Source organism: Paraburkholderia sp. (genome assembly GCF_049581445.1).
Lineage (GTDB): Bacteria > Pseudomonadota > Gammaproteobacteria > Burkholderiales > Burkholderiaceae > Paraburkholderia.
Map to the genome: position 1 here is coordinate 1 of NZ_JBAURZ010000095.1, position 18,118 is coordinate 18,118.

The 18,118-nt window shown below is 61.5% G+C and carries 13 protein-coding genes; 5 read left to right on the top strand and 8 right to left on the bottom strand.

Features of this window, described 5'->3' with window-relative positions; translation table 11 throughout:
• The first annotated feature begins 551 nt into the window (after nucleotides 1-551).
• On the top strand, nucleotides 552-971 hold the full coding sequence (locus WCA85_RS08480) for a PRC-barrel domain-containing protein (protein WP_424062834.1): 420 nt from the start codon (nucleotides 552-554) through the stop codon (nucleotides 969-971).
• Nucleotides 972-1,072: 101 nt separating this feature from the next.
• Here WCA85_RS08480 and WCA85_RS08485 read toward each other — a convergent pair whose 3' ends face one another.
• Entirely contained in the window at nucleotides 1,073-1,579 is a 507-nt protein-coding gene (locus WCA85_RS08485) for a GAF domain-containing protein (RefSeq protein ID WP_424062836.1), read from the bottom strand.
• 256 nt (nucleotides 1,580-1,835) lie between these two features.
• On the bottom strand, nucleotides 1,836-2,615 hold the full coding sequence (locus WCA85_RS08490; protein WP_424062838.1) for a DUF899 family protein: 780 nt from the start codon (nucleotides 2,613-2,615) through the stop codon (nucleotides 1,836-1,838).
• 510 nt (nucleotides 2,616-3,125) lie between these two features.
• Here WCA85_RS08490 and WCA85_RS08495 point away from each other — a divergent pair.
• Nucleotides 3,126-4,580 carry a GGDEF domain-containing protein gene (locus WCA85_RS08495; RefSeq protein ID WP_424062840.1) on the top strand — a complete coding sequence of 485 codons (1,455 nt, stop codon included), beginning with the start codon at nucleotides 3,126-3,128 and terminating at the stop codon, nucleotides 4,578-4,580.
• A 36-nt stretch (nucleotides 4,581-4,616) separates the two neighbouring features.
• Here WCA85_RS08495 and WCA85_RS08500 read toward each other — a convergent pair whose 3' ends face one another.
• Nucleotides 4,617-5,681 carry a HoxN/HupN/NixA family nickel/cobalt transporter gene (locus WCA85_RS08500; protein WP_424062842.1) on the bottom strand — a complete coding sequence of 355 codons (1,065 nt, stop codon included), beginning with the start codon at nucleotides 5,679-5,681 and terminating at the stop codon, nucleotides 4,617-4,619.
• A gap of 530 nt (nucleotides 5,682-6,211) precedes the next feature.
• On the opposite strand from WCA85_RS08500, the gene WCA85_RS08505 reads away from it, so the two are divergent.
• Together WCA85_RS08505 and WCA85_RS08510 are read left to right on the top strand one after the other, a co-directional pair.
• Nucleotides 6,212-6,382: a hypothetical protein gene (locus WCA85_RS08505; protein WP_424062844.1), complete on the top strand. Its 171-nt coding sequence runs from the start codon at nucleotides 6,212-6,214 to the stop codon at nucleotides 6,380-6,382.
• A 73-nt stretch (nucleotides 6,383-6,455) separates the two neighbouring features.
• On the top strand, nucleotides 6,456-7,574 hold the full coding sequence (locus tag WCA85_RS08510) for a 3-deoxy-7-phosphoheptulonate synthase (protein ID WP_424062846.1): 1,119 nt from the start codon (nucleotides 6,456-6,458) through the stop codon (nucleotides 7,572-7,574).
• 74 nt (nucleotides 7,575-7,648) lie between these two features.
• Here WCA85_RS08510 and WCA85_RS08515 read toward each other — a convergent pair whose 3' ends face one another.
• The 5 genes from WCA85_RS08515 to WCA85_RS08535 form a co-directional block, all read right to left on the bottom strand.
• Nucleotides 7,649-9,100, bottom strand: a complete 1,452-nt coding sequence (locus tag WCA85_RS08515) for a heavy metal sensor histidine kinase (RefSeq protein WP_424062848.1) — start codon at nucleotides 9,098-9,100, stop codon at nucleotides 7,649-7,651.
• Complete coding sequence (locus WCA85_RS08520) at nucleotides 9,097-9,783, bottom strand: heavy metal response regulator transcription factor (RefSeq protein WP_424062850.1); 687 nt, start codon at nucleotides 9,781-9,783, stop codon at nucleotides 9,097-9,099. Before WCA85_RS08520 ends, WCA85_RS08515 begins: the two co-directional genes overlap by 4 nt.
• Nucleotides 9,784-9,876: 93 nt before the next feature.
• Nucleotides 9,877-11,352: an efflux transporter outer membrane subunit gene (locus WCA85_RS08525; RefSeq protein WP_424062886.1), complete on the bottom strand. Its 1,476-nt coding sequence runs from the start codon at nucleotides 11,350-11,352 to the stop codon at nucleotides 9,877-9,879.
• Between the two features lie 35 nt (nucleotides 11,353-11,387).
• Entirely contained in the window at nucleotides 11,388-12,611 is a 1,224-nt protein-coding gene (locus WCA85_RS08530; protein ID WP_424062851.1) for an efflux RND transporter periplasmic adaptor subunit, read from the bottom strand.
• Nucleotides 12,612-12,633: 22 nt separating this feature from the next.
• Nucleotides 12,634-15,855: an efflux RND transporter permease subunit gene (locus tag WCA85_RS08535; protein WP_424062852.1), complete on the bottom strand. Its 3,222-nt coding sequence runs from the start codon at nucleotides 15,853-15,855 to the stop codon at nucleotides 12,634-12,636.
• Nucleotides 15,856-16,332: 477 nt separating this feature from the next.
• Here WCA85_RS08535 and WCA85_RS08540 point away from each other — a divergent pair, with 477 nt between their 5' ends.
• Nucleotides 16,333-18,084 carry an IlvD/Edd family dehydratase gene (locus tag WCA85_RS08540; protein WP_424062854.1) on the top strand — a complete coding sequence of 584 codons (1,752 nt, stop codon included), beginning with the start codon at nucleotides 16,333-16,335 and terminating at the stop codon, nucleotides 18,082-18,084.
• The last annotated feature ends 34 nt before the right edge of the window (nucleotides 18,085-18,118 follow it).

The window sequence follows — 18,118 nt, forward strand, 5'->3', positions numbered from 1 at the left end:
GTACGAGCACCGCTGTCGTCGCCGCGAGCGCCACCTTGCGCACGGTAATGCGGGCGCTGACGGCGCTCGCGAGAGAGGCCAGCCAGGCGCCGGCGGGAGAGATGGCAAACGAACGATTTTTCACGGTATGTCCTTCGCGGTTTCGGGCCACTTTGTACACTTCTGCGTGGCGACGAACGGAATATAGAAGGATCGTCGTTCTTAAACTATTGCAAAGATATGTCGCCCGGTTTCACCACGGAGGGGTACGCTGGAACGCCCGCTGGGCGCGCGTTATCCCGATCTGGCGGGATGCTCGTGACATCGCGCGACATATTTGCGCCATGTGCGCGACGAGGCCCGCAGTCCCTGGCAGGCCGAACGTATGCGACGGCAAAAATGGCGCCGGCACATGTGGCGTCGCGGTAGACAGCGACGCACTCACTCGTCTCGACGCAACCAGAATGCATAGCCCGGGGACGGCAGGTATGATGGCTAGCTCGCGCCCACGCAGCTTTGCTTTAGCGCGGGCGGGTCCAATCACGCGAATCCAACCACGGAGTCAACGATATATGGCATTGCACAAAGCAATTCTGGTAGCCGTAGCCCTCGCGTCATGTATCGACGCACACGCCCAGGTGGCCGGCACCCAGCCCCTCAGCGTCACCGTCGAGCAATCTCAGGCGCTGCTGGAAGGATGGAGCGTCAAGAAGAGCGTGCTCGGCAAGGCGGTCTACAACGACCAGAATGTGAAGGTCGGCACGATTCGCGACCTGATCGTGGCGCCGGATGGCTCGGTATCTGCCGCGATCCTCGCAGCGGGCGGCTTCCTCGGCGTGGCCACGCATGACGTGGCAGTGCCGATTGCAGCGCTGGATGTGCGCGGCGGCAATCTGTATCTCCCGGGTGCCACGAAGGAAGCCCTCAAGGCAACGCCGGAATTCCAGTATGCGAAGGTGCAGACGCCGCCGAAGCCGAAGAAAAACGAGTGATAGCGCAGGAGGCGCCGCTGCGGACGGCGCAGGGTACTGGCCGGTACCGTCTGTCCTGGCCAGTCCTCGCTGGTGTTAACCGGTAAGAGCCTGCGCGCCCTTCAGGCGGCCCCGGTCTGCGCAAGACGTTCGACGAACACCCGGCACAGCGCTTCCATGCCCTTCGCGTCTTCGTCGTCGAAACGCGCCACGTTGGGACTATCCACGTCCCACACACCGATCAGCGAACCATCGGCGGTAAAGAGCGGCACCACGATTTCGGACTGCGACGCGGAATCGCAGGCGATATGCCCCGGAAACTCGTGCACGTCACGCACCACCTGGGTGGTACCTGTCTGCGCCGCAGTGCCGCACACGCCCTTGCCGAGTGCAATGCGCACGCAGGCAGGCTTGCCCTGAAACGGCCCGACCACCAGTTCAACGCCGTCAAAAAAGTAGAAACCGGCCCAGTTGAGCCCGTCCAGCGAGTTGAACACCAGCGACGAAAAATTGGCCGCGTTCGCGATCAGGCTGGTTTCGTCTGCGATCAACGCGCGCGCCTGCGCGACCAGCTCCTCGTAGTGCTCCGTTTTGGAAAATGACGAAGAAGCGGGGGAAACCTGAAACATGATGCCGTCCGTAGCGGAAACGAAAAAAATGGAGTGAGTCCCGGCGCGTGACATGAAACGGCCCCAAGCTGCACGAAGCAGCCCGGTGCATTGCGACGCGAGACCCCGCGAAGACAAGATCGTACGCGAGATCCGCCTCGCCTGCCGGACCAGTCATTTCTTGCGTCATTCCCACGGCGAGTTCTGCGCCTTTTGCACCTTCTGCGTCGCGTGGGCAACGCGGGCCGCTTGCACCACCACCGCCGCCGCAATCGCCTTACTGCCCCGCAGCACACTCTCCGCAAGAACCACCCGCACTGCCCGCACCATCAACCGGCGCCGAACCGTACTCCAGCTTCGGATGCCAGTCCGCGCCGCGGCCGGCAGGTGTCATGTCGAGAATGTTCCAGATCGGCATGGGGTCCGGCGCGCCACGCGGGTCCTGGCCCGGGTCCGCGGTCTGCGGGCCCATTTCATCGCCCCAGAAGTGGTGCACTATCCCGCCGCTGCGCGTGAAGACGTTAAAGGCGGGCGTATCGTCACCCTCCGGGTCCTCACCCGCGTAATCGCGATTGAAGCTGTTGCCGCCCGACGAATACAGCCGCAGATAGCGCCAGCCCCGCTCCTTCTTGAACGCGACGAGCCGTCCGATCGGCGCCCTCGCGATCACCGCAAAGGCCACGCGTTGCAGGATGTCTACCATCTCGCCATCGTAGGCGCTGAGAAGCGAGGTACACATTGGACACGGTCGCTCACGCTGCGGCCCGAACATCCAGTTGTAGGTCACGAGGGTGTCGTGTTCGCCGAACATCTGCGCGAGCGTCACGGGTCCATGCTCACCTTCGAAGCGGTAGTCTTGCGGCACGACGCCACCCGGTGGGAGCGTGCGCCGCTGCGCAGCCACCCGCTCGATATGACGGCGCAGTTCGATCTCTTCGGCCAACAGCGCATTACGCGCCTTGCGGTATTGCGGACTTTCGCCCGGAAAACACCGGCTCGATTGCGCCAGTTTCTCCGCCGGTTGTAACGTCTGGCCTGATCTATCTGAGTCAATCATGCGTCGCTCCTCTTAGGTTGCGAAGAAGGGGGCTCAAATGCAGTTGCGTTCCAGAAGAACGCTTTGGCATGCTTGCTGGCTCGCCGCCCCCACTGACACGACGAACGACACGGCAAAGAATCGACCACGTCCCGACAAAAGCCGCCTATCCTCCGATGAATGCAGTGTAGTCGTACTGAATGTCGCATATCAACTGGCGGCGGTCCGCACTTTCAATCCGCTTTCACCTACCATCAAAGTACGCACGCAGTGTTTCGCATGCATCGTTTTCGGGTAACGCCAAACCGGCTCAGTCGTTGCGTCCCAAACTTCAAGTTTTTGGGCGGACTGCCGTAGATAAGGCAAGCGGATTGCCCGTCCGAGCAAGTCTCACCGACACTGAATCGGCGGATACGATTGCGATGGCATCACCGCCTTTCTCAACTCCAGGGTCAAATGGTGCGCCGCCCGCCAAAGCTGCTTTATCTCGTGCTGTTCGCCGTTGCCTTCGCGTCTTTGCACGCGATCTGCATGACGGCGTTTCAGCCAATGGCGTCGCTCGTCACCTATCCTTTTCTCCTGCTGGCTCCCGCGCTTGCGGTGGCGGCCTGCAGTTGGCGTGCCGCACGCGGCGAACGCGCGTTACGTTCGGCGTGGATGTTGCTCGCTGCCGGATTGATGCTGTGGACTGCCGGCATTTTCCTGAGCGCCTGGGAGGATCTGTTCCAGCACCTGCCACAGAGCGTCGCGTGGTTTTCCGACCTCGCGTTTTTCCTCTATGGCGTACCGGTTCTGCTGGCCGTTTCGTCTGTCTCGTCGGTTTCGAGCCGGCAGCGCATTCGCTTTTTCGTCTGGATGGACTCAGGCCAGGCGCTCATTACCGGCTATCTCGCTTACATCAGCATCTTTTCCGTGGTGCCGTTCGCGGGCGAGCCGCTTGCGCCGATCTCGGCTGCCACGCTGGTGCTCGTCTATAACGCGGAAAACCTCCTGCTTGCCGTAGCGGCGACCTTGCGACTGATCGTTCAGCCGCGCGGCGGCGAACGCCGTTTCTATGCGATCCTGACCGGCTTTCTGTGGGTGTACGGCATCGCAGCCCATGTGTATAACAACTGGGCAGCAACCTCCGACGGTCACGCGGTCTATGACGTGCTTGTGGACATCCCGTTCCTCGTCCTCGCCGTCGCGGCCCTCGCGCCCTGGCCGAAGCGGGTCGACATCGAAGCCGCGCAGCGCGAGCAGACGCTTGCGATGATCATCGAGAACGTCAGCCCGATTTTGTATACGGTGGCGCTTCTGGTGCTGAGCATCTCGCTGATGCATCACCACTTTCAGGTTGGCACGGTGGGGATATTTACCGCGCTGGTCGTCTACGCAACCCGCTCAACCATACTGCAAGGACGCTACATCCGGGTGCAAAACGAATTGCATGAGGCGCGCGATCGGCTCGAGCAGATGGCGCTCACGGATGCGCTGACTAACACCGCGAATCGTCGTCGCTTTGACCAGGCGCTCGCATTGGAATGCAATCGTGCGGTGCGTCACCAGTATCCGCTTGCGCTGCTACTGGTGGATATCGACTTCTTCAAGATGCTCAACGACCGCTATGGCCATCCAGCGGGCGACCGGTGTCTCGTATCCGTTGCGCTCGCGCTGCAATCCGCGTTGCCGGGCAGCGGCGATCTGCTGGCCCGTTACGGTGGCGAAGAGTTCGTAGCCATCCTGCCCGCCACAGATGAAGCCGGTGCACGCCAGGTAGCCCTAACCATGCAGCAAGCCGTGGCAACGCTGAAAATCCGCAATGAGACCACGACCGGCAGCTTCGTCACCGTCAGCATTGGCGTCGCCCTGTTCGAACCGGCGCAAGGCGGCGTGGCGGAGTTCATTGAGGTCGCTGACCAGGCGCTTTATCGCGCGAAACAGGGCGGCCGCAATTGCATCGCGGCGGTCGATCGAGGAGCATGTTCGCGGCACGTTGCACATTGATGCGATGGGGGCCCCGATGCAGGAATACGTGCGGAACTAGAGCGATTCCGCCCGCCCTTCCGCCTCTTCGAAGCGCTTCCAGCGGTAGATCGCTGCCGACAATAACCAGCTAACGATAAACACGCCAATGATCGCGTAGCCGATCACGCCGAAGTTGTCGTTCAGGCTGCCGACCAGGTCCCAGAACGCGCCGGCCAGATGCAGCTGGTCGGCGAGCAGTCCAAGCCCTTCGATGCTGCCAACCAGCAGCGCCACCAGCACTGAAATCGTCGTGATGGTGATGTTGTAGTAGAGCTTGCGGATCGGCTTGACGAACGCCCAGCCGTAGGCGCCCAGCATCAGGATGCTGTCAGTGGTATCGATCAGCGTCATGCCGGCAGTGAAGAGCGTCGGAAACACCAGGATCGACCAGATTGGCATGCCTTGCGCCGCGCTTGCCGCAGAAATGCCGAGCAACCCGATTTCCGTTGCGGTGTCGAAGCCGAGACCGAACAGGAAGCCCAGAAAATACATGTGCCAGCCTTTGGTGATCAGACTGAACAGCGGGCGGAAGATACGCGCGAGAAGGCCACGGTTGGCCAGCAACAGGTCGAGATCCTCTTCCTCGTAGGGCTCGCCGCGCCGCACACGGGCAAACGCGCGGATCACCGAACGCAGGATCACCAAATTCATCAGCGCGATCGCAAACAGGAAGAAGGTCGAGACCAAGGTGCCGATCAGGCCGCCGATTTCCTTCAAGCCATCCATCCGGCTTTGCAGCGCCAGCGCGGTCGCAGCAATGCCCGCCGAGGCCAGCACGACAATCGTGGAATGGCCGAGCGAAAACATCAGCCCGACTGTGATGGGCCGTTTGCCAGCCTGCATCAGCTTGCGGGTCACGTTGTCGATGGCGGCGATGTGGTCCGCGTCGACCGCGTGCCGCAGACCGAACGAGTAAGCCAGCAGGCTTGTGCCCATCAGCAGCGGATAGTGGTGAAACGCCACGAAGGCCCAGGCCCACGCGGCTACGTTAAACACCAGTAGCGCCGCATAAAGACTGCCGATCTTGTGCCGCATTGTTCCGCTACCACCGCCGAACAGCGCTTTCGCCAGATTTTTCATGTGTTTTTTTCTCCGCCCACGCATCACGCCAGAACCATAGCAGCCAGGGCATGCAGAACGCCACCCTCCGAGCCCGACATTCTGGCCAACTCTCCGCGCCAAGCATACGTTTTCAAAAAAGACCACTGACGGCGATGTGGCGGCATGCCACGAACCTCCGCATGCCTGAGCGTGCCTCGTGCGTACTCAATCTTGCCGTGACCGAGCATGACCGCTCCAAGTTGTATCAAAACGTAGGCCGCATTACGCGCCGGCTGCATGCCTTCGGTGGCAAACGGGCTGGCCGTCGCTTCCGGAAGCCCATCGCAGCCCGGACTTGTCAACGCCGCCATCCACAGCGCCACGGCGCGCCGCGTCATAGCGCGTAACACCTGTAAGTAAGGCCGAAACCCTTTGGCAGAAGCGCGAGCCCTACACTCCATTTGCCTTCTGGAGCGCACCGCCCGACGCCCTCAAGGGCGAGCAGTTACGCGCCGCAGAGGGCACGGGTTTCCTCTGTCTACACGATCATCCGCACTGCGAGAAAGAGCATGCTAAAACTTCTTATCACTGTGGCATTGGGCTTCGGCCTGACCGGCTGCATCGTCGCTCCGCCGTACGGTTATGCCCCCGCTCCGGCCTACGGCTACGCGCCAGCCTATTACGCCGCGCCGAGCGTCGCCGTCGGATTTGGCGGGTACTACGGGTGGCATGGCCGCTAATTGACTCTCTCCGGGCGCCTGAGTGCCATAATCTGGGCTGCAATTGCAGACTTAGCAGACTTAGGAGAGCACTTTGAGCGCTATTGACAATCCTTTACATGACCGGGAAGTGGGCATCGCCGACGCGACCCAGGACACGACCCGCATCGACGACACGCGGATCGGCGCGGTGCGTCCCCTCATCTCGCCCGCGCTGCTGCAGGACGAGCTACCCGTACCGCCCACTGTGCAGACGCTGGTGGAACAAAGCCGCACGGCTATCGCCAATATCCTGCACGGTCGCGACGACCGCCTCGTGATCGTCGTTGGACCCTGCTCGATCCACGACCACGATCAGGCGCTCGACTACGCGCAGCATCTGAAGCGCGCCGCCGATGCGCTGCAGGAAGACCTGCTGATCGTCATGCGCGTGTACTTCGAAAAGCCGCGCACCACCGTCGGCTGGAAGGGTTATATCAACGACCCGCGACTAGATGGCAGTTTCCGCATCAATGAAGGCTTGCGGCGCGCCCGCCAGTTGCTGCTGGAAATCAGCGAACTCGGTTTGCCCACCGCGACAGAATTCCTCGACCTGCTGAGCCCGCAATACATCGCGGACCTGGTGGCGTGGGGAGCGATCGGCGCGCGTACTACCGAGAGCCAGAGCCATCGTCAACTGGCTTCCGGCCTCAGTTGCCCGATCGGCTTCAAGAATGGCACTGACGGCGGCGTGCAGATCGCGGCGGACGCGATCGTCGCGGCCGCGGCCAGCCACGCGTTCATGGGCATGACCAAGATGGGCATGGCGGCAATCTTCGAAACGCGCGGCAACGACGATGCGCATGTGATTCTGCGCGGCGGCAAGACGGGGCCGAATTACGATAGCGCTTCGGTCGAGTCGAGTTGCGCTGTGTTGAGGGCCGCTGGGCTGCGCGAGCAGGTAATGGTGGACTGCTCGCACGCGAATTCGAACAAGTCACATCTGCGCCAGATCGATGTCGCGCAGAACCTGGCCCAGCAGCTTTCGCAGGGCGAGCGCCGCATCATGGGCGTGATGATCGAGAGTCATCTGGAGGAAGGGCGGCAGGATTTGAAGCCGGACGTGCCGCTGCGCCGGGGTGTGTCGATTACCGATGCGTGCATCAGTTGGGCGCAAACGGAGCCGGTGCTGGAGACGCTCGCGAAAGCCACGCGCGAGCGGCGTGCGCGTTGAGGCTGCGGCGTGGCTGTGTGTCTTGCGGCTGCATTGAGTCTTGGGAACGGCGCCTGCCTGAGTGGCGCCCACCCTTACATCGCTACTCGCCGCGCCTGCGACGGTTCGGCCGCTGAGTTGATCTCAGCCGGCACTGCGGGTGGCCGCGCTCCCAGTGCGTCGACCCGCGACGCATCCACTGAAAACGCAAACGTGTTGATCCCGTTCTCGCTTTCGACTGACACCGTGCCACGGTGCATCTCGGCAATCGCCTTGACGATTGCCAAACCAAGCCCGTGATTCTCACGACTGTTGGTACGCGACACCTCAGCGCGGTAAAAACGGTCGAACAGATGATCGAGCGTTGACGGGTCGATTGCCTCACCCGGGTTGGCCACCGCGATGCGCACCTGCTCCCCTTCACGCGAGATCGACACCATCACGGTGTCCCCATGCGCGCAGTGCTGGATCGCGTTCATCAGCAGATTGGTACACGCCCGGCCAAACAGCGAGCGGTTCACCAGCGCCGTCGCATCGCCACGCGAAACCGCACGCACGCGGGCCTCGTCAAACGGAATTTCGAGGAAATCCAGCGTCCGGGCCACTTCCGTTGCGAGCGACACTTCAACCAGGCCAGTTGCCCGCTCGCCCTGATCGGCACGCGCGAGGAATAGCATGTCGTTGATGATCGTACGCATGCGCTCGAATTCTTCCAGATTCGATTGCAGCGTATGACGCAGATCGTCGACCGAACGATTGCGCGTCAACGCCACCTCGGTCTGCCCAATCAGGATCGTTACCGGTGTACGCAGTTCGTGTGCAACGTCAGCGTTAAACGATTCCAGCCGGCCATACGCGCCGTCGAGCCGTTCAAGTGCACCGTTGAAGGAATGCGCAAGATCGTTCAGTTCAAGCGGCAACGACGCCGTATTCAGCCGTTGCGAGCGATTGTTCGGACTGACTTCGGACGCATCCTTGGTCAACCTGCGTAGCGGCGCCAGTCCAATACGCGTGACCGAATAGCTCAGCAGCAGCACGGCAAGACTGCCCAATGCCGACAGCGCGGCCAACGCCGCGCCAAAGGCCCGCATCGTACGCACGTTCGGCTGATAGCTGGCGGCCACCTGCAATTGCACGGGCGGGCGGGCACCGCTTGCCGGAATCGCCACGCTGCCAGTCAGCATGTCCGGGCCGCCGCCAGGCGGCTGAACACGGGTATAACCGCCCGGCCAGCTATCCTTGATCCTGCCCTGCACCGTCTGGCCGTAATGGAACGAAGGGTCGGTGCTCCACACCGAGTATGCGGTGGTGCCGTCGCGCGGCGTCATGTCGGTCAGCTTCTCGCGTGCCATGCGCCATTTTTCCGGCGTGACCGAGTGATACACGATGATCTTCGCGATCTCCATGCGGTCATCGAGCGACTCGCGCAAATGATGATCGAGTTGCGTGCGCAGGACAAAGAAAAGCCCCGAGCCGACCAGCGTAAATACCGACAACGCGACGAGCGCAAACATCATCGCGAGTCGGCGAGCAATTGAGGGGTTCATGACAGTTCCGCCTCCTCCCTGACTTCGAGCACATAGCCCATGCCGCGCACAGTGTGCAGCAGCTTGGTGCGAAACGGGCCGTCCAGCTTGGCGCGCAACCGCTTGATGGCGGTCTCGACCACGTTCGTATGGCTGTCGAAGTTGACGTCCCAGACCAGTTCGGTAATCGCCGTCTTCGACAGGATGTCGCCCTGGCGCCGCGCCAGCACGCTTAACAACTGGAATTCCTTGGCGGTCAGATCGAGACGTATGCCGTCGCGCGTCGCGCGCCGGCCGATCAGATCGACAAACAGATCACCAACCGAAATCAGCGTCGATTCCTGCGAACGCGTGCGGCGCGCCAGAGCATGCAAACGTTCAACCAGTTCGAGAAACGAAAACGGCTTGGTGAGGTAGTCGTCCGCGCCTTCGCGCAGGCCGCGCACGCGATCGTTCACGTGATCGCGCGCGGTGAGCATTATCACGGGCGTCGACTTGCGCATGCGCAACGCCTTCAGCACGCTGAAGCCATCGCGTTTGGGCAACATCACGTCGAGCACGATCACGTCATAGTCGAACTCCGTGGCCAGATGCATGCCCTCCTCGCCGTCGAGCGCGATGTCGACCACCCAGCCCTGCTCCGTGAGCCCCGAGCGCAGATAGTCTACGACCTTGTGTTCATCTTCGACGATGAGCAGTTTCATTCACGCCCCCTGATTCCTTACATTATACGAAACGCCCCATTTTTCAGCCGTCACGGCGGCACCCGGCAATGCACGTCGCTCCTCAGGATGAAGTCAGTTTGGGTGGTTCATTGCCTGCTGCCCAACTACAGCGGCTGCACCGCTTGCACCGCTTGCTGCGGCGGCTGGCGTGCTGACGTCCCAACCACCGCCCAGCGCCTTGACCAGCGACACTGACAAGGTCATCTGCTGCCCGTGAATCTGCACATCAGTGCGCTCGCTGGTCAGCAGCGACTGCTGTGCCGTGATCACATCGAGGTAAGCGACCAGACCACCGGAATAGCGATCGTTGGCGAGCGACAGCAGACGCTGCGCATCGTTGACGGCCTCATGCGACTGATTCGACGCACCATCCAGCACCGACAATCCGGTGACGCCGTCCTGGACCTGCTGGAAAGCGTTGAGCACGGTCTGCCGGTAGTTCGCCTCGGCCACCTGATAGCCTTCGCTCGCGAACTTGACGTTCGCCGAGCGGCGTCCGCCATCGAACACCACCTGACCCACCGCCGCACCAAGCGTCCACATCAGGCTCGGCGCGCTCAACAGATCCGCGAAATTCGTGCTCTGCCAGCCAATGCTCGGCGTGAGCGTGAGGGTCGGGAAGAACGCGGCTTTCGCCACACCAATCTGCGCATTCGCAGCGGCCATTGAGCGCTCGGCGGAGGCCACGTCGGGACGACGCTGCAGCACATCGCTCGGCACGCCAAGCGGAATAGTGGGCACCTTGGTGTCGATCACCTTCGGCTCAATCGAGAATTGCGGCGCCGGCACGCCAATCAGCGCGGCGATCGCATGCTCCTCGTTGGCCCGCTGCACCAGCAGAAGCTGCGCCTGGACCTTGGTCGAATCGAGTTCCGATTGCTGTTGCAGCACATCGAGCCCGGATACCGCACCCAGTTCGTGTTCCGAGTTTACGTAATCCAGCGCCTTCTTCTGCAGGATCACCGAGCGGTTCAACACGTCGATCTCGGCATCGAGTTCGCGCAGCGAATAATAGTCAGTGGCCAGATCCGTCGTCAGTACGAGACGGGCGTTGGCCAGATCGTCGCCGGACTGCTCCGCCGACGCCTTCGCCCCTTCCACTTCACGGCGAATCCTGCCGAACAGATCGGTGTCCCAGTTGATGCTAGGACCGACAATGATGCCGTTCTGCACCGTCGACGAGTTCGGCGTCGTATAGGTGGTGAGCGGCCGGTTCTTCGAAATTTTCAGACGCTCTGCAGTGCCACCCAGATCGACTTCAGGAATCTGTTGCGCCGACGTATTCGCCAGCGTCGCCCTGGCCTGCTCGTAGTGCGCGACCGCCGCAGCGAGCGTCTGGTTCTGGTCCAGCGCCTGCGTCTCTAGCGTATTGAGCGTCGGGTCTGTGAAGCTCGTCCACCAGTTCAGATCCATCGGCGCATGCGAAGGCTCGGCCACGTGCCAGTACGAATCGGTCTGCCACTCGGGCGGCGAATCGACATGAGGCTGCTGGTAATCCGGGCCCACCGTGCAGGCTGCGAGCAGCGCGGCGCCGACGGCCGCCGCCATGCAACCCGGCCTTGCAGCAAGAGGGCGCAAACGCTTCACGACGCCTCCTTGGTGTTCTTCGACGGCGGCGCAATCTTCACGTGATCGCCGTCCGCGACGGAATCGCTCGGGTTGATAATGATCTTGTCGTTCGGCTCGATACCGCTTTCGATTTCAAGCGTTTGACCCAGATCCTGCGCGATCACCACCTTGCGCAGATGCACCACGCCATTGGCATCGACCACCGCCATACGCGGTCCTTCCGCACGGAACAGCAGCGCGTTACCCGGCACCATGATGTCTGAATGCGCAGCGGCCGGCACGGCCACCTGCACATACGCGCCCGGACGCAGCACGCCATCTGGATTCGGCAGACGCACTTCAATCTGCAACGAACGCGTCGGCACATCGATCGCACCGGCGATATGCGTGATGGTGCCGTGGAACTGCTTGCCCGGCAGTTCAGCCTGGGTCACCACTACGTCCTTGCCGACCGAAACATTCTCCGCATACGCCTGCGGCAGTTGCACGTAAACGCGCAACGGATCGGCCTGCGCCAGCGCAAAGAGCGCGCGACTCGTCCCGCTGCCCGCGTCAATCAGATCGCCCACGTCGATGTTGCGCTGCGTAATCACACCCGTGAACGGCGCGACGATGCGTTTGAACGATTCGAGTTGACGCAGGCGCTGTACATTCGCATCGGCGGCGGCGAGATTTGCCACGTCCTGGTTGTACGTGCTCTGCCGTTCGTCGAGCTCCTGTTGCGAAACTGCATCACGTTGGCGCAATTGCTGCCAGCGTTCATACGAACTCTTTGCAAGCACGAGGCTCGATGTAGTCTGATCGCGTTGCGCGACGGCTTGCGCCAGTTCCTGATCGACTTCCGGCGTATCCAGATCGGCGAGCAATTGTCCCTGCTTCACCCGTGCGCCGATATCCACATACCAGTGCAGCAGATAACCGGTTGCACGCGCATAGACAGGCGATTCGACGTAGCCGCGCAACGTACCTGGCAGCAGCGTGTTGCCACTGCCGTCGGCCTGCTTGGGCGTCACGACGTTGACGTATTCCACTGCATTTTGCTGGGTGGTCTGCTCGACCGTGCGGTTTTGCAGAATGTTCGCCACCACCGTGCGTAAGGCACCGATCGCAAGGAGTGCCAGGACAATCCAGACGGCAATCTTGGCGCGTTTCCACTCGCGACCACGGGGTGGCAGCGCGTGTCCCTCCTCGGTTTGCCGTGCGGGAATCGCTAGCGAAGCATGAGTTTTTTCAGTCATTTCAGTCAGCCGTCATTTAACTTTACGCGTGCTTGCCATTACCATCACCGGCGCTGCCGCCGTGGTCCGGACCCTGATCTCCATGCGTGCCGTCGTGCGTGTTGCCGTTATGTCGGGCGAGGCGCGTATGGATCGCCGCAAATACCAGCGGCACAAAAAAGAGCGTTGAAACCGTTGCGAACAACAGGCCGCCGATCACCGCGCGGCCCAGTGGCGCGTTTTGCTCGGCGCCTTCGCCCAGACCCAGCGCCATCGGAACCATGCCGATAATCATCGCCAATGCGGTCATCAGCACCGGGCGAATCCGGCTTGCGCCCGCTTCGAGCGCTGCGGTCAGCGGCGGCATCCCGGCAGAGAGCCGCTGCCGCGCGAACGACACCATCAGAATACTGTTCGCCGTCGCCACACCCATCGTCATGATGGCGCCGGTCAGTGCCGGCACGCTCAGGTGAGTGCCCGTGAGGAACAGCATCCACACAATGCCCGCCAACGCCGCCGGCAACGCGCTAATGATGATGAGCGGATCAACCCATGACTGGAAATTGACCACGATGAGCAGATACACCAGCACGATGGCCATCGCCACGCCGACACCCAGACCGAAATAGGAACTCGCCATGGTTTGCACCTGGCCGCGCACCACGATCTGACTGCCGCGCGGTAACGACTTGCGCGCGTCATCCACCAACTTGTTCACCTGCCTCGCGACTGTCCCCAGATCGCTCCCCTCCACGCTCACAAACAGGTCGATCACGGGCCGGATGTTGTAGTGCGTCACGACGGCAAACTGGCTCGCGGGCGATACCTGCACGAGATTGCCCAGCAACTGCGTCGGCCCGTTGGCAGTGGCCGACACCGGCGTGCGCAACAGTTGATCCATCGACGATATTTCGTACTGCGGCGTTTGCACCGCCACGGTGTATTCAACCCCATTTTTATTGTTGAACCAGAAGCTTGGCGCCGTCTGAAAGCTGCCCGACAGCGATATGAGCACGTTCTGCGCCACATTGCTCGCCGTGAGGTTCAGTTGCTGCAAGCGGGTCCGATCCATCTGAAGATTGATCACGGGTTCGTCGAGCTTTTGCTGGATGTGGGTATCCACCGTGCCCGGGATGACCCGAATCTGCTTGTATAGCTTGCGCGCCACGTCGAAATTGCCTTGCTGATCGGCCCCGACAATCTGGACGTCGATGGCTGCGGGCAAGCCGAAGTTGAGAATCTGCGTGACGATGTCAGCCGGCTGGAAGAAAAACTCCACGCCCGGAAAGCGTTGCGGCAAGACCGCGCGCAGCTTGTCGATGTAACGTTGCGTGGGTTTGTGATCTTCGTTAAGCGCGACCTGAATTTCACCGTCCAGCGTGCCGATCGTGCCCGAGTTGCTATAGGAGAGGTTAATACCGCTATACGGCAAGCCAAGGTTGTCGAGGATCGTCTTTAGCTCCTTGGGCGGCACGACCTGTCGTATGACCTGTTCCACTTCGTCGGCAAGACGTGCGGTTTCTTCGATCCGTGTACCGGTGGGCGCGCGCATATGCAAGCGGATATCGCCCGCATCGACGGTCGGGAAAAAGTCTTCGCCAAGCACAAACACGAGGCCCATCGAGAGTACGCAGAAGCCAAGGAAGATGCCACCAAACCTGCCCCGGCGCACCAGCACGCTGCTCAGGATCACAATGTAAGCCGCCCGCATGCGCTCGAATCCCGCGTCGAAACGGTGATAGAGCCGCATGAACAGATTCGGCTTACTGCCGTCCTTCGGCTTGTGCGCGTGGCCCATCAGCAACATCGCGAGCGTCGGCACCAGCGTACGGGATAGCACATAAGACGCCAGCATCGCGAACACCACGGCCTCGGCGAGCGGCACGAACAGGAATTTCGCCACGCCGGTCAGGAAGAACATCGGCACGAACACAATACAGATACACAGCGTCGAAACGAGCGCCGGCACCGCGATTTCACCGGCACCCTCCAGAATCGCCTCGTGCAGATCGGTGCCCATATGCAAGTGTCGCTCGATGTTTTCGATCGTCACCGTTGCATCGTCCACCAGAATCCCCACCGCGAGCGCGAGGCCGCCCAGCGTCATGATGTTGATGGTCTGACCCAGGGCGTGCAACGCAATCAGCGAGGTCAGAATGGACAGCGGGATCGACACCGCGATAATGCAGGTGCTGCGCCAGTTGCCGAGAAACAGCAGGATCATCGCCGCCGTCAGCGCCGCCGCGATCAGTGCCTCGCGAATCACGCCCTGCACCGCCGCTTTCACGAAGATCGACTGATCGAAGAGCGCGGTTATGCTGATGTCCCGCGGCAACGATGCGCGCACCGTCGGCAACAGATCATGCAGCGCGGTGACGATTGCGAGCGTCGAGGAACTGCCGGTTTTGAGGACCGACATCAGCACGCCGCGGTGACCGTTCTCACGCACCACATTGGTCTGGGGCGAGAAGCCGTCGCGCACGTGCGCGACCTCCCGCAGGTAAGTGGTCGCCCCGTTAATTGTGCGCACCGGAATTTCATTGAGAGCCGCCACCGTCGCGGGCGAGCCATTCATGCTGACGGTGAATTCCTTCATGCCGATCTTGGCCGTGCCGGTCGGCAAAATCAGGTTCTGCGCGTCGAAGGCGTTAACCACGTCGCTTGGCGTAAGACCCTTGGCCAGCAAGGCGCGCGTGTCGAGGTCAACCGAGATCAGGCGCGTCTTGCCGCCGTATGGATAAGGCACAGCCGCACCCGGAATGGTCACCAGTTGCGGACGCAGGAAGTTGAGCGCCGTGTCGTTCAACTGCTGCTCGGACTCGCTGGCACTGGAGAGCCCCAACTGGATCACCGGAATACTGGAAGCGGAGTAGCTGATCACCAGCGGCGGTGTCGCACCGGGCGGCATCTGCTTGAGCTGCGCCTGTTCGATCGCGACAGTCTGCGCAATCGCAGTCTGGATGTTCGCGGTAGGCTGCAAAAACAGCTTGATGACCGTAATGCCAGGAAGCGACTGCGACTCGATATGCTCGATGTCGTTGACGGTGGTGGTCAGGCTGCGCTCATTGACCGAAGTGATCCGGTTGGCCATATCCTCGGCCGACAGACCCGTGTAACTCCAGATGATGCTGACCACCGGAATGTTGATTTCCGGCAACACGTCGACCGGCGTGGTGAGCAGTACAAACGGCGTCGCCAGCAGGATCAGGATGGCCATCACGATGAACGTGTATGGCCGCTTTAGCGCAACGTTGACAATCCACATTGAAACGCGCCCGAAAGAATGCAGGAAAGGAGAAGAAGCCGCCGTGGCTCAACATCAGCGCTACGTTCGCGCCCGATCCACGATGACGCGCCGGCGCCGGAAATAACGACGCGAGCCACGAAGCGGATAGTCGGCGTGCTGCGCAACGCTAGCGGACGCAATGCCAAAACCAGCGGCCGGGTGAATACGCCCGCTTGCGAAAGCGAAACGCGTCCCACGGTAATTCAGCGCCTATGCTAGAGCGTAGGCACCAACGGCTGCATGGCGCCAAAATGGCAAAGCTGTCAGGAAGCTCAATGTAAGCTCAGACGGGCCCACATGCAATGCTGGTGAGGCTTCCAGCCATCAAAACTGGTACCGAATCGGCCAGAAAAATGGCGGCGTAAGCATAGCCGGTTTGCCTCACAAAACGCACCGGGTTTCTACCCATTCCACAGCACAACGTATTACAACGGATGACACAAGGAACCGCCCGACATGAACGACAAGCCTACCGCTCCCTCCTCCGGCGACGCCCCTACCGGTTTGCGTAAGGGATTGACCCATTACGGCGACAGTGGCTTCTCACTGTTCCTGCGCAAGGCGTTCATCAAGGGCGCCGGCTACACGGACGCGGCGCTAGACCGCCCGGTGATCGGCATCGTCAATACTGGCAGCGCGTACAACCCGTGTCATGGCAACGCGCCGCAACTGATCGAGGCGCTACGGCGCGGCATCATGCTGGCGGGCGGATTGCCGATGGACTTCCCCACCATCTCGATCCACGAGTCGTTCTCGCAACCCACTAGCATGTATCTGCGCAATCTGATGTCGATCGACACCGAGGAGATGATTCGCGCCCAACCCATGGATGCGGTCGTGCTGATCGGCGGCTGCGACAAGACTGTGCCGGCCCAATTAATGGGCGCAGCGTCGGCCGGCATCCCGGCCATCCAGTTGATTACCGGCTCGATGCTGACCGGTTCGCATCGTGCGGAACGGGTGGGCGCATGCACCGATTGCCGCCGCTACTGGGCACGTTTTCGCGCGGATGACATCGACGAACACGAAGTCGCCGCCGTCAACGATCAACTGGTAGCGAGCGTCGGCACCTGCTCGGTGATGGGCACTGCGAGCACGATGGCGTGCATCGCCGAAGCACTCGGCATGACCGTGCCCGGCGGAGCGTCACCACCGGCCGTCACTGCGCAGCGCATGCGCATTGCCGAACTGACCGGCACGCAAGCCGTGCAGATGGCGCGCAGCCGTCTCACCATCGATCAGGTGCTCACCGCCAAGGCATTCGAGAATGCGATGCGTGTGCTGCTCGCGATTGGCGGCTCGACCAACGGCATCGTGCATTTGACTGCGATCGCGGGACGCCTTGGCTACGAAGTCGATTTGCAGGCGCTCGACCGCATGGGCCGCGAGACGCCTGTCCTGCTCGATCTGAAGCCATCGGGCCAGCACTACATGGAGGATTTCAACAAGGCAGGCGGCATGGCGACGCTGTTGCGTGAGTTGAAGCCATTGCTGCACCTCGATGCATTGACCGTCACCGGGCGCACGCTCGGCGAGGAACTCGAACAGGCGCCGCCGGCTTTTGATCAGGATGTCGTGCGCCCGTTTGCCAATCCGATCTATCCGCAAGGGGGTATCGCCGTGCTGCGCGGCAATCTCGCACCGCGAGGCGCGATTATCAAGCAGTCCGCAGCGGATGCAAAGCTGATGGAACATACTGGACGTGCCGTGGTGTTCGAGAACGCAGAAGACCTCGCGCGTCGCATCGATGCCGACGAACTGGACGTCAACGCCGACGACATACTCGTGCTGAAGAACATCGGCCCCAAGGGTGCCCCTGGCATGCCGGAAGCGGGCTATATCCCGATTCCGAAGAAGCTCGCCCGCAATGGCGTCAAGGACATGGTGCGCATTTCGGATGGCCGCATGAGCGGCACTGCATTCGGCACGATTGTGCTGCACGTTACCCCGGAATCTGCCATGGGTGGACCGCTTGCGCATGTGCGCAACGGCGATCAGATTCGCTTGAGCGTCTCGCAGCGTGAAATCACTTTGCTCGTGCCGGACGAAGTGCTGGCCCAGCGTGCCAAGGAAACGCCGGTCAGCGAACCGCACGCTGAACGGGGCTATCTGAAGCTGTTCCTGCAGAGCGTGACGCAAGCGGATCAGGGTGTCGATTTCGACTTCCTGCGTGCTGTGCAGATGCGTGGCACGACTCCGCAGGGCTAGACATTTGCAGGCACGACACGCGAAACGACGGGAG